Annotated in this window: 6 protein-coding genes and 1 pseudogene; 4 read left to right on the top strand and 3 right to left on the bottom strand. The window is 61.1% G+C overall.

What is annotated here, in order from left to right:
* Positions 1-166: 166 nt before the first annotated feature.
* From CUT44_RS35035 to CUT44_RS35030, 3 genes and pseudogenes are all read right to left on the bottom strand, one after another.
* Positions 167-1,236, bottom strand: a protein-coding gene (locus CUT44_RS35035) for an IS630 family transposase (protein ID WP_456300517.1) whose coding sequence is annotated in 2 segments (ribosomal slippage) — positions 167-789 and positions 789-1,236 — 1,071 coding nt in all. Because the reading frame shifts where the segments join, the coding sequence is not laid out codon by codon here.
* A gap of 85 nt (positions 1,237-1,321) precedes the next feature.
* Complete coding sequence (locus tag CUT44_RS11195) at positions 1,322-2,539, bottom strand: DNA cytosine methyltransferase (protein WP_158239593.1); 1,218 nt, start codon at positions 2,537-2,539, stop codon at positions 1,322-1,324.
* A 392-nt stretch (positions 2,540-2,931) separates the two neighbouring features.
* Positions 2,932-3,291 (bottom strand): annotated as a pseudogene (locus tag CUT44_RS35030) (winged helix-turn-helix domain-containing protein); the annotation flags it as partial.
* 90 nt (positions 3,292-3,381) lie between these two features.
* Here CUT44_RS35030 and CUT44_RS32710 point away from each other — a divergent pair.
* The 4 genes from CUT44_RS32710 (at position 3,382) to CUT44_RS11165 (ending at position 12,694) form a co-directional block, all read left to right on the top strand.
* Complete coding sequence (locus tag CUT44_RS32710) at positions 3,382-5,214, top strand: hypothetical protein (RefSeq protein WP_146252199.1); 1,833 nt, start codon at positions 3,382-3,384, stop codon at positions 5,212-5,214.
* Positions 5,214-6,647 (top strand): hypothetical protein, encoded by a 1,434-nt coding sequence (locus CUT44_RS11175; RefSeq protein WP_146252198.1) that lies wholly within the window; start codon positions 5,214-5,216, stop codon positions 6,645-6,647. Before CUT44_RS32710 ends, CUT44_RS11175 begins: the two co-directional genes overlap by 1 nt.
* Positions 6,644-11,707, top strand: a complete 5,064-nt coding sequence (locus CUT44_RS11170) for an FtsK/SpoIIIE domain-containing protein (RefSeq protein WP_100201777.1) — start codon at positions 6,644-6,646, stop codon at positions 11,705-11,707. Before CUT44_RS11175 ends, CUT44_RS11170 begins: the two co-directional genes overlap by 4 nt.
* A gap of 237 nt (positions 11,708-11,944) precedes the next feature.
* The gene (locus tag CUT44_RS11165) at positions 11,945-12,694 is read left to right on the top strand and encodes a transposase family protein (protein ID WP_100201776.1); all 750 of its coding nucleotides are present in this window, start codon (positions 11,945-11,947) and stop codon (positions 12,692-12,694) included.
* Positions 12,695-12,744: the final 50 nt, after the last annotated feature.

Below are 12,744 nucleotides of genomic sequence, written 5' to 3'. Positions count from 1 at the left end.
CACCCAGTCGCGCACTCACAGCGATCAGCTGTCTGAAGTCGGAGAGGAGGTGTGCCGCGGCTGCCCCCTGATGATGCTCACCCCTATGGAGCGGGCCACCAGCAAGGTATTCACCTAACTCAAATACTCTCGGATGGAACTACTGAACTTGAATTCGTGATGTCGGTCAGTCGTTGAGTGTCAAGCCGGTGCCGGCGAGGCAGCCGTCAACCACGTCGGGCCGGTACTGGATCTGCTTGAGCTTGAGCTTGCGCTTGACGGCTCGGGTGACCTGGGAGAGATCGGCGGCCGCGAGGTTGCCGATCTCTCGTTTGACCAGCGACCAGATGCCCTCCTGCGGGTTGAGATCGGGTGCGTAGGTGGGCAGCTGGAAGACGGTCAGCCAGTCGGCGTTCTTCTCGATGAACTCCCGCATGCCGCGGGTGAGGTGCAGGCGGACGTTGTCCCAGACCAGCACGATCGGGCCGCCGAGCTGGATGCGGGCCCGCACCAGGAGGCGGCAGAAGTCCTTCCAGCCGAAGCCCTTCGGCTCGTCCTTGCGGCCTCGGTACTCCCGCAGCCCGTAGATCAGCCGCGACCTGGTGCCGGGTTTGAAGCAGCACATGCCCATCATGGACAGGCGGCCACTTCCCCGGCTGCGGACCCTGACCACCGGCGTGCGGCCGATCCTGCCCCAGGTCCGGGCCCGGGGCGGTGTCATCGACTGCCCGGCCTCGTCCTCGAAGGCGATCCACGCACCCCGGGCCGCCGCCTGTCTTTTACCTGTGGCCAGACCTCCTTCTTCCACAGCTCGACCGCGTCATCGTCCCGCTCGATCGCCCGCCGGGCGGGCTGCTGCCACGACCAGCCGTGCCGCTTCAGCAGCAGCCACGTGCCCTCGATGGTGTACGAGACGTGGAACAGCCGGCCGATCAGCGCCTTGATCCTGGCCAGAGTCCACCGCTGATCCGGCCACCCGTGCGCGAGCGGACCACGCTCCAGCTCCCGCTCCAGGCGCTCCATCTGGGCCGGCCCCAGCCTCGGCCGGCCCGGCGACCCCTTCGAGCGGACCCCGCCCTCGCCTCGCTCGCGCCAGGACTTGCGCCAGCGCTCCACCGACCGCTCCGACACCCGCAGTGCGGTGGCGATCTCCTTGCTCTTCTCCCCACGCTCGAAGCGTTCCACGGCCTGAAGCCGGACACGCTCCCGCGCGGCCCTCCCGGCGTCGGTCAGCCCGCCGCCCTGCGCGTATCTCACCCACCCAGATCTATCGGACCCGACCCCCAGCCGTCAGGCCGATGGTCCGACATCACCCAATCAAGTTCAGTAGCCCTTTGCAGGCTTAGCAGGCGAGGTCGACAGTAGACGCAGCGAAGTCGTCCTCAAGCGATGGGGGGGCGTCGCCCTTTGCCTGTAGAACCTCAGCGTCGAAAAGATTGGAGGTCAGCGCCTCGGTCAGAGGCGGAGGCACGGCGTTTCCGATGATGACCTGAACCTCAGTGCGAGTCAGCTCATAGCGAGGCTTGGCCCTCTCGTCAACGAACTTGAAATAATCCGGAAAACCCTGGATGCGCGCGGCTTCATGGGCGGTCAGGCACCGGGGAACGCCAGGATGGACAAACCGCCCACGACCCATCGTCGCGAAACCACTGGTAATAGTCTGAGCTGGACGGTCCCACCACAAACGGCCGTACATTGAGGTGTAATTATGCTTTCCCTGATGACATTCGGGGCGCTCTTCGTTCGGAAGATTATATTCGTCATTCTCAAAGAGATACTTCATGCGCCGCTGGTTATCCGCACTGGGTACAGCAGCTTCATCAAAGAAGGACTTCGGCCGCACCTCAAGCAGGTCACCAATTGCCCAACGCAGGTCACGGGGTATGACGTTGTGGTCTTCGATCTGCAGCAGATCAGCAGCCGAAAAACCAAAAGGGAGCGCGTCTTCGCGAACGGCCAGCAGTATATGGCGCTTACGTGTTTGGGCGACCCCGAGCTTGAGTAGGTCGATACGACTGGTGGCGACATCGTACCCAAGCTTCTTCAGGTGAACGACAGCGCGGGAGACCACCTGCTGCTTGTCATTTACGACGGACAACACGTTCTCGATGACGACTGCACGGGGGCGCAGAACCTCCACGGCACGAGCCATACGCAGGTACAGTCGGTTCTTGGGGTCGTTACGGCGAGTGTGGTTGTTGAGATTGCTGTGCCCCTGACATGGGGGCCCTCCGACCAAGAGCCCCACCTCACCCACCATGGAGAGAGTCTCGGCCTCTTGAGCGGTCAACGAGGCGCCGAGATCACCGTCGAAGTAGGACTCGACGGCCCCCTTATGAACGTTAGCCTTAGGAAAGTTAGCCTTGAAGACCTTGGTGGGAGCTGCCTCAAAGTCGACTGCGAGACGAACATCGAGCGAGACGTCGCACTTGTGTGCCGCCTGGGCAATACCGAGAGTGAGGCCACCACAGCCAGCGAAGAGGTCCACAACTCGCAGGGAGACGACACCCTCCTCAAACTTCGGCCGCCGCTTGGCCCGCAAGGGGTGCTGCTCACCCACGTGTGACCCCCCATCTGCGCTTGCTTGTAGAACCGGCGGGAACGAGCGGTCATCGTACTCGATCAAGGGTGAGCGCGCGCGGTAGACCGATACCTACTGACTTTCAGAGCATGATGTCATCATGGTGGCTGGGGTCGGAGGCCGGTACCGGTGAGGCAGCCGTTGAGGACATCGCGGCGGTACCGAAGAGTGGTGTAGGCCCCGCCGGACAGTGGTCGATCAGGTTGTGCGGGTCGGCGAAAACGCAGTTGGCCGTGGTGATACGTCGCAGCACCTACCAGGTGCCCTTGGCCGGGGTGAGAGGGCTCTTGATCAACGGGCCGTCACGTGGGTGTTCAAGATGTCCCAGAGCAGCACGATCAGGTCGCCGAGTCACTGGTGCACGGTTTGGGTCAGGTTGCGGTAGTACCCTCCGGGAGAAGCTCTTGCATCCGTCGGGGCAGAACCGGTAGATCAACTGGGAGCGTTTGCCGGTTTTGTAGCGGGTCGAAACGGCGACGGATAACCTGCGGGGGAGCGACCTCGCACGTGCACGACGGGAGTGTGGTCGTGGCGAGACCGGGTGCGGGCGGTTGGCGGCGTCGTCGAAAAATCGGTCTCGTCGTCGAAGACGAGCCAGGTATTGAGCGCCGCCACGGTTCTTCCACGCTGAGCCAAATCTCCTTCACCCAGCCGACCGCCACCTCGTCGCGCTCCACTGCTCGGCGGGCCGGCACCTGGTAGCTCCAGCCGTGCCGCTTGAGTAACGCGGCAACCCCTTGGGTCGAATTTAACCTACCAGCAGGAGCGCTGGCAGCTAGACTTTTGCAGCGCCCCCGGCTCGCTCGACGAAGGACAGCAGCATGCCACTAGAGGTCAACAAACACGTCCAACGGATACGTCGCTACCAGCCGTTCGATGTCGACACCTCGGAGATGATCTACGAACAGGCAGACCGGACGCAGTCACTGTTCCCCGTCTCAACGCTGGACTACCTGCTGAGGGCCATAGAGGAATCGACCACGAAAACCATCGTCCTCACCGGAGACGCTGGGCATGGCAAGACGAGTCTGTGTGCCAGCCTCCTGGCCAAGCTGTGGGTCGACAGCGAGACGGTATCGTCAGATGTTCGAAAAAAGGCTGTTTTCAAAAAATTGACCGAGGCTGGCGACGCCAGCCGCTCCCTCGGCCAGACCCGTAGCAAGCGTCCACTGTACATCCTGAGGGATCTCAGCGAACTCAATGCGCAGGCGGGCGCCCGCAAGCTCGTGGAGCTACTCGACCCTCCAGACAATGGCGTCGCGATTATCTGCGCAAACGAGGGCCAGCTACGTAAATGTGTCGCTGAAGACGACAACCTCGACAACGGCGGCACAGGACGCGCCAAGATTCTGGTGAAGACCCTCACGGAGGGCATTGCTCGCGGGCGGGTCAGCAACCCTGATGACACAGTCATTGTCATCAACCTCAATTACCAGTCCGTAGCGGCTGAAGGTCCCAATGGTGGCTTCGTCCCTTGGGTGCTGAGGCAGTGGACGACTCCGAAATGGTCGCGGTGGAAGCCTTGTGAAACCTGTGATGCACAGGAAATCTGCCCAATTCTGGCCAATCGCAACGAGTTGAACGATGCAACCCACGGGCCTCAGCGCCGGGCCGCAATCCGGGACCTCTTCGCCGCAGCCGAGCGCACCGGAGCCGTAGTTACAACCCGCCAAGCGCTTACAGTGACCAGCTACATGCTTACAGGCGGCCTGTCTTGTGAAAACGTTCATGCCAAGTACCAGTGGTCGCGCTCGAACAGGTTGTGGCAGGCACCTCACCTGTACCATCAGGCGCTTTTCGGTGACCGGTTGACCCAGCAACAACGTCATCGGGTTCCCGCCTTTTTCGCACTGCGCAAGCTAGACCCGGGAAAGGTATCTCGTCGCCAGGTTGACGACCGTCTTGACCCGGACACAGTCAGCCGTTTCCCTCCTGAGGACCCCAAAAGTTACCTGCAGAAGGCCCGTACGATCCGGGACGCACAGAAACAGGCCGAACAGCTGCGGGGCTTGTATACGTTCCTGCGACGTGCTGACTTCTTCAACAGCATTGACAACAAGGACCGGTTCGCCCGCATGGGCCTGCAGGCCGGCGACGACTTCGTCAGTGTCCAGAACAAGAATGGTGACCCAGCAGACACCACAGTGCGAGACCGCTTCCTCAAGGGCCTGGAAGCCGTCCAGGGTATCCACCGAGCTGGGAGCAACCCTGACTTCCTCGTGCTTGACCCGGCCTTCTTCGCCCATCGCGCCCGCGCAGCCGTGATCTCTCGGCGAGTATCCAGCAAGGGCGTTGAGGTAGTCGACCAGGTCACCCAGTGGCAGAAGGAAGGCCGCACGGGCGACATCCCGGAGATGCAGAAAGCTGTCGAGTGGCTCAACCGCTTGATCTACATCCGTATCCCAGCCGTCGCCCCTGATCAGGCCGCAGTCTCGGTTGAGGTGGATCTTCTGCGCTTCGAGTTGTTGACGCGGTGGGCCGCAGGCCTGCGTAGCGAGGTTCAGCATGAGGCCGAGATCCGCGGACTGAGCGGATCCCTGGCAGAGCTGGCTGACTCGTCGAACAAGGACGACGAGATTCAGGTACTGGTGGGCAACGTCATGAGAAAGCTTATGATCGACGTCGGCGACAAGATCAGGTCGGTGCGGGTGTAGTGGCTGATCGTTCCAAGGCAGAGGTCGTCCGTCGTCTCTTCGGGGTGAATCTTGAACAGCAAGGACGCGGATTTTACGTCGCGCTTGAGATGCTCGCGATCGCCCGCGGCGTCTACCTGGCACATCAGGAAAACCCACAGAAGTATGCAGGTCTTCTGGACGACGGAGACAGGGTTGCATACAAGAGAACCTCACACGACCTGGCTCGGCGGATCGCAACCAAATCCTCCATCGCCGAAGGCGACGAAGAACTCGGTAAAGCGGTCGAGCTGGACTCTCCCGAAACATTGGAGACACTCCATGCCCTGTTCTCGTCCCTGTTGGTCGATATCCCAGGGCGCCGCCGTCAGCCCAGCTGGTTCGGGGCGCACATCTATCCGTTCGTCGGCGAGCTCATCCACTACGACGCAGTCGACCGAAAGCTCCATCAACGCGGTACCTCCCCTAAGAAGCGCGAGCAGGCCAGCAAACTAACTGCCAGGATCAAGGCTCCGAGCATCGAGCGCTATCTTTTCCGCGATGGTGGGGGCTGGGCCTACAAAGCCCTGCGCAGCGACACTAATCCTGACCGCAAGGCAGCTACCCAACAGGGCCTTGGCGATCTCGTCCAAGACAGCGGCACCCCGCTGGGCAACCTCGCCAAAGCCCTTAGCGCCCACGACTTCGACTACGACGAAGAGCCATACGAAGACGATTCAGAAAGAGACATTGATCTGTATGAGGACCTCAGTCCGTGGCCTGCCCTCCTGAGGAATGGGGTTTTTAACATCGTTGCCCGGGCTACGACGCCCAGAGCCAAGCGCACCGAGAACCTCATGCATTGGGTCCCCTATTGCCTGGCCCGCCACCAACTTCACCTCGCGCGCAGGAGGCTGGGTTTCATCGATGGTGAGTCGATTCTTTTGGACTTCGGAAATGAGGCGAATCCGCTGCGCAGCGAATCACAGAACAGTCTCGCCAGCTTCCGCAACGACATCGCCAACGCGATCAACATCCAGGCCCAGGAAATGATCAACAAATCCGAAGGTGACGAGGCTAAGAAGCGCCGATACGAGCGATTCATCAAGGCGAACGGTAAGGCGGTCGCATCGCCCCAGGCATTCTTCAGCGAGACCCTCGCCGCTGTAGGAGCCCTGAACGCAACAGCCGGGCGCCGACACTTCACTATGAAGCCCTCGATGCTTGAAGCACTGGTATCCGCCACCATCCCGCAGGGCACGGAAATGGAATTCGACCAGTTCTGTGCGCTGCTGTACAGAGATTACGGCCTAGTAGCGGAAAACAAGGTCGCGGCTGAGGGTCCGTTGGCCCATGAAATCGACTCGTCGATACTTGTCCACAACGGCAAGGCGTTCCGAGAGAAGCTGACCGCTATCAATCTACTCACTCAGTATTCAGACGCAACCAGCATGGTTCGAGGGGAGCCACGGTGACCGACAGCAGCATCCGAGCGCTCGGCCGGTTCGTCGCCAATGAAGCACTGCGGAAGGTCACTGAGACCAGCGGGACCCGTGTCGGCCTGCGCGTCAGCGGGTTCGATCAGCCGACTGTGGCCGAGGCCCTCCGTCGCACAGCTCAGAGGCTTTCGGAGTCACCGGAGCTTCAGGTTGTCGTCAAGGTCGGTACCTCAGAGCAGATCAACGGCGTGCCTGATGAGTTCCTGCTGGACCGGGGGGACCAGCTGACCAAGTGGCGGAATTCTGTGCAGGGCATGGCGGTGTTGCTGTTCGAGTGGGGGCGGACTCCGGACGCACAGGGCCTAGCGGCCATGAACGCCCTTGACGATGCCACAATCCTGGGCGTCCGGCATGACAACTCCGGCGAGCACGGATTCAGCAGGTTCATGGCAGAGGTATGGCGGGAGGTGGGTGGCAGCGGCACCATTCCGGCTCTGATGGCTGGCTCTATGCCAGAGATCTGGCGCGCAGTCACCGATGAAGATCCCCGGTCCTTGCATCGTTGGGCAGCCTTCCTGGTCGAGACGGCACAGAAGGTCGTAGCAGCTCGGGTCCACACGTCTGACACCGTCCGTACCGCGATTTCTGCAGCCTTGCCCGCTCTTGGTCTATTCCCGGACCGAAACCTTTTCGTCAAGCCTGCTGCGCTGCCTGCCCGAATCAAGAAGAACGTCTGCGTCAGTGCCTTCAAACAGCCCGCCGGCAAGGAGATCACCGCGGAAGATCTGATAGACCGCATCGCCACGGCTGAGTTCAGCGAGGAGTCCCTGGCTCACATCGGAGCGGAGCCAGAGACTGTTAAAACCCGCATGCGCAACCTCGTACTCAACCTCAACCGCAGTGGGACGATCCTGCAGGATCGTCGTCAGCTGCGCTGTGAGCAGGATCTGACCCTCTGGCTTGAGGTCTTTGAGCAGAAGTCCAAAAAGATCGGCCTTGGGCAGCAGATCCGGCAAGAGATCGAGAAGAAGGCCTCAGACCGGGTCGACGACTTCGACTCCATGATGATCGAAGAGGCACTTAACCGCGGAGACCAGGAATCCGCACAGCGCTTCCTTGACGAGGCTCCCATTGGTTGCGCTGAATCGCTGGCCGACCTGCTGTCCAAGCGCTCGCGTCGCAAAGTTGAGAAGCTTGCCTTCCCGGACTCTCAGTTCGTCCAAGACCCGCTGCGTGCCCTGCTGCGCGAGCTGACCTACTTCTCCGACGAAGAGGAAGGCTCCGTCGTGGTCGGGCTTGAAGGAAACCAGGAAGCCGGGCAATGGAGTCGCTGGCTGTTTGCTTTCCTGTACGCACGCACCCTGCGTGACATCCAGGAATCAACCGGGCTTCGCCTGACTCTGGAGGTGAAAGACTGCCTGCTGAACGTAACGAAACCAGCCCTGCTGGAGGCCCAAGAAACCCACGAGCCGTTCGACCTGAACACTGAGTGGGCTCCTTTGCGCATCCTGGTCGAGATGGATGGCGTCGCCCAGCGACGTTTTCGCTGGGACCCCCTGGGAATCCCCGGGCAGATATCCTTGGCAGCCCTCATCAACAGCAGCTGGAGGAACCCCCCTGGCCATGCCAGTGATCTGACTTTCGACACCTTCCTTGAGAAGTTCAGCGACCCCCGACAATGGCAGGTCGACGAGCCTGCACCTATCAGCGAAACTAATTTTGCTGGCCAGCTGGAACACCTCAAGAGGAAGCACTTTGAGAGGTTCTCCGAAGGGCTTGATGCCGGGAAAGTTAACGATTACGTACGCGAGTGGGAAGAAATTCTCCGCGAAGCTCGCACCACCCTGATTCCCGACAACTCCCCGGACGCAGACCTTAAGGCCGTCGTCCTGACCGACGTCGTCGGGCTGGCCGATCACCGCATGATGATGCTGGCCACCCATCCACTGAAGCTGCGATGGCTGGCACGGAACTACACAGAGATCGCTCGCAGCATTAAGACCGCCCTGGACAGAGAGGGAGGCCTGAGCCTCAATCAGGAGAACGAGGATCTCTTTTTCGACGCTATCGATCGCATCTCCCCACACGGAACACCGGCAGTCCTCGTCGGACCGGGTGGCACGATCGCCATTCCGATGCGAGAATCGGCCGGACACGAAGAGTATGCCCCGGTCCGCCATGGCGGCAACGAGTCCAAGGAATGGCTCTCCAGTGTCGACGAGACCGCGATCGATGAGATGGTCCGCGTTATCACCGACTATCTGACGACTTACCCTCACAAGCTTGACGGCCTACGTGTACTGCTTCTGAACCGCAACGGCGACCCCGTCCTACCCATGCGCGTGGCCAAGCAAGTACGTGCCAAGAACTCTCGTCTAAAGGTTGACTTGGTCGTGCTGGCTCCCCAGACCACCCACCACGAGATCATCCAGGGTTTCGACCTACAGTTCTCCGGCGCGGAGATGTCCGAGGACAGCTTCCTGCCCGACGTTCAACTCATCCTGCAGACATGGGATCCCGACCAGAAAGCAGACCTGTCAGGGCTGGAAGACACCCTGGAAGACACCATAGATCTCGCTCTAGCTCCAGCGCTGTTCGGTACTCAGACCAGTATCAAGGAGAGCACCAAGAAGGAATCCTTGTCGGGCCTTTTTAACCCCTGGAAGCATCCGGCCTCACACAACTTGGCTCAGACTAGTGAGAACGTCGTGAGAGCGCTGCTACCCGAAACCGCCGATGAGACTCTTGAGTCTTGGTCCACCTTGTGCGTGCGCTACGATCGCCGTTCTCCAGTCTCCCGGGAGAGTGTCGACAGCATCGACTACTTCGAAATGCAGGTGCAGTTCCACCAGCATCAGGAATTGTTCGCCAAGCTGCACCGCGTGGCCCACTGGGTCGTCACCCTCGATAGCTTCATCGGCCGTGAACAGATCGATGCCCTGCACAACCGCCCTGACGTCATTCTCGTCAAACCGAGTGTCGGAAAGAACGAGTCGTACACCCTCATTGTCAGCTCGCAGACCGGCCAACAGTTCGTCGTCCAGCGCCTGCAACGCCGCTTGGAGCAGATCGGTGTCGTCATCCCGCAGGACTCCGAAGGCACCGCCAAGCGGATTTACGAGGTCGGCCGCAACGTGGCTCCTGGCGCCGTTTTGCGCTCCCTCGGTATCGGCACCACGGTCAACGAAGTCGTCGGCCTGGTAGCCACTCGATTTGTCATCGATCAGCAGTTCCCCATCCCTCGGCAGGGCACGAGCCTGGTCACCTGGATTAGCTTTGACGAGCACCACCGTTGGTTCGGTCGCGGGCACAAAACCCGTGCCGATCTAGGGCGGTTCGTACTGACTATCCAAGACGATGGCATAGTTCGCCTGGATGTTCTGGTCGCCGAGTCCAAATTCCGCCAGACCTTCGACGTCGGCTCGGCCGAAGAGCAGCTGAATCGCACCACCGACCTGTGCAAGGATGCCTTCCGCTCAGGTGACGAGGCTCGCCACGACCGTCCTTTCTGGCTGGACGAGCTTGCCGCCGCGATCGCTCAGACCAGTGGGAACACCCTGCAGGCCTCAGAACTTCCAGCTCGCGCCATAGTAGGCAAAAGCGACCACCGTCAGGTCGAAGCGAAGATCCTTGATGCCCTGCGCTCCGCAGACGTTCAGCTTGGTCAAGTCTCCGGCGTTGCCGTGGCCATCTCAGCTGAGGACGACCAGCCAGCCCCCGAGATCAGAAAACTCGGCAAGCACACCCTGGTGAGGCTGAACAAACATGAGCTGCTGAATCTTATCGGCGCTCTGCGTGCCAACCAGGACCCCACCAATGCTGACCCCCTTGTCTCTTCGGGGGACCTCAGTGGGACAGAGAGGTTTCAAAACACTGTCGCAAAGCCTCCCTCAGCAAACGCTTCCACTGAAATTCCTGCTTCGGGCGAGCCGGCCGCATCTATTGAGGTCGTCGGAGGGACCGCTCCGGCGACTGTATCGGATCAGGTAGTTGCCCGTCGCATCGCAGCAAAGGAAGATTCTGTCACTCCAAGTGCTCATCGCGGTGGGATCGGCGAGGAGGAATTGAGGCTTCGATACCGTAAGGTTGTTGATGTCTTCGACCTTCACCGGGTCGTGGTTACCGCCCCCGAGATCGGCGCGTGGCAGGAAGGGCCAGGATTCTACATCTTCCGGTTCGTCCCTCATCCCGGCGTCACGGTGGAAAAACTGACCAATCGTCGCGACGAGATTTTTTTGGCCTTGGAATTGCCCTCCGGTTTCAGCATTCGTACTCGCAGCGACCGCGGCTCCGTGCTCTTCGAAATCCCTAAAATCGATGACGAGAAGTATGGTGTCGACGCTAAGGCATTGTGGCAGCAGTGCCCAGCTAACCCTGAGAGCCTCATTGCCCCCTTGGGCGCCGACATCGAAGGAAAACCGGTCGCCATCGACCTGTCCTCCGCGGACTCACCACACTTGCTGGTGGCGGGAACTACCGGATCAGGAAAATCCGTCGCCTTGGACACGATCCTTAAAGGTTTGATCCGGTACGACAAGAGCACCCTGAGACTCCGCCTCGTGGACCCGAAGGGCACCGAACTCGTCGATTTTGAGGACGACCCTCACCTTGACGGCATGATCGGCATGGACGCCGCCGATGCTATCGAGATCCTTGAGGAAACCGTCGAAGAGATGGCCGTGCGCTACAAGGACATGAAGGCGATTCGTGCACGCAAACTCGTCGAGTACAACGCCAAGGTCGACAAAGCGGAACGAAAGCCTTGGATCGTCATCGTCCTAGACGAGTATGCCGACCTTACTAGCGATCCAGAGGAGAAGAAGAAAATCGAGGCGCTGCTCAAGCGTCTGACGCAGAAAGCCCGCGCTGCGGGAATTCATGTCATCGCCGCCACGCAGCGCCCGAGCGCAGACGTTATCTCGACGACCATCCGCTCCAACTTCCCTGCCCAACTCGCCCTTCGGGTCAAGACCGCGACCGACAGCCGCATCATTCTGGACGAGACCGGAGCCGAAGCTCTAGCCGGACAGGGCGACGCCCTCCTGCATACGGCCAAGGGCACCATACGAGTGCAGGTAGCCTACGACGGGAGCTAAACAGGACCCGCCATGCTTCATCCATCGAAGACGCGCTTGCTTTGCCAGTCCACGAGTGGCAAAGCGCTTGATGCCGCAGTCCTAAACGACTGCCTTGCCTGGCTGGCCGAGCTGACTCAGTGAGCCTTTTCAGCGTGGCCACCGAACGGGTGACGAGGCCGCTGCCCGCAACGCACGAGGCTCCCGTGCCGTTGAGAGAGGTGTTCGACGTCTCAACTCATCAGCGCAGGAGCCTCGTTGGTTCCCTATCCTGCCGCACTCGACCTGCCTCACGCCCTGGTCGAGTGGGTAACCATGCTCATCGTCACCCGTGAGGGTGACCGCCGCTGCAAGCTCCCGCCCCACCAGCGTGCTCTCGTCACCCTGGTCTACCTCCGCCGGCACGACACGCTCGCGCAGATCGCCGCAGGCTTCGGCGTATCCGTCGGCACCGCCCACGCCTACGTCACCACCGTCGTCCGGCACCTGGCGGACAAGGCACCGGGACTGCTGAAAACCCTGCGGGAGACGGACCCCGAGTACGCGCTCCTGGACGGCACCCTCGCCGAGTGCGACCGGGTCGGCGACGGACGAGCCGACTACTCCTCCAAGCACAAGCGGCACGGCGTGAACGTGCAGGTCGTCACCGATCCCGCCGGAGAGATCCTCTGGCTGTCGCCGGCACTGCCGGGCCGGACCCACGACCTGACGGCCGCCCGCACCCACAAGATCATCCGAATCTGTGAACGCCAAGGAGTCCCGATCCTCGCCGACATGGCCTACCTCGGTGCAGGCGACTGGGTCACCACCGCAAAGCGCCGCCCGCCCAACGGCGAACTCACCCCCACCGAGCGGACGGTCAACCGAGCCCTGTCCGCCGCCCGGGCACCCGTCGAACGCGGAATCGCCCGCCTGAAGTCCTGGCGGATCTTCCGACGCGCCCGCTGCAGCCCCAACCTCATGGCCGTCATCACCAAAGCCGTCCTCACCGTGGAGAGGCAACGCTGAAAATGCTCAGTAGATCACTCGCGGAAAGCACGAGCACTGAGGCCGGAAGA

This window comes from Streptomyces carminius (genome assembly GCF_002794255.1).
Lineage (GTDB): Bacteria > Actinomycetota > Actinomycetes > Streptomycetales > Streptomycetaceae > Streptomyces > Streptomyces carminius.
The sequence above is the reverse complement of the archived record's forward strand: the minus strand, read 5'-3'. Positions and strand labels throughout refer to the sequence as shown.

Excerpts from the sequence above, each read along its gene's own strand:
- CUT44_RS32710 (WP_146252199.1), top strand. The coding sequence starts at position 3,382 with ATGCCACTAGAGGTCAACAAACACGTCCAACGGATACGTCGCTACCAG.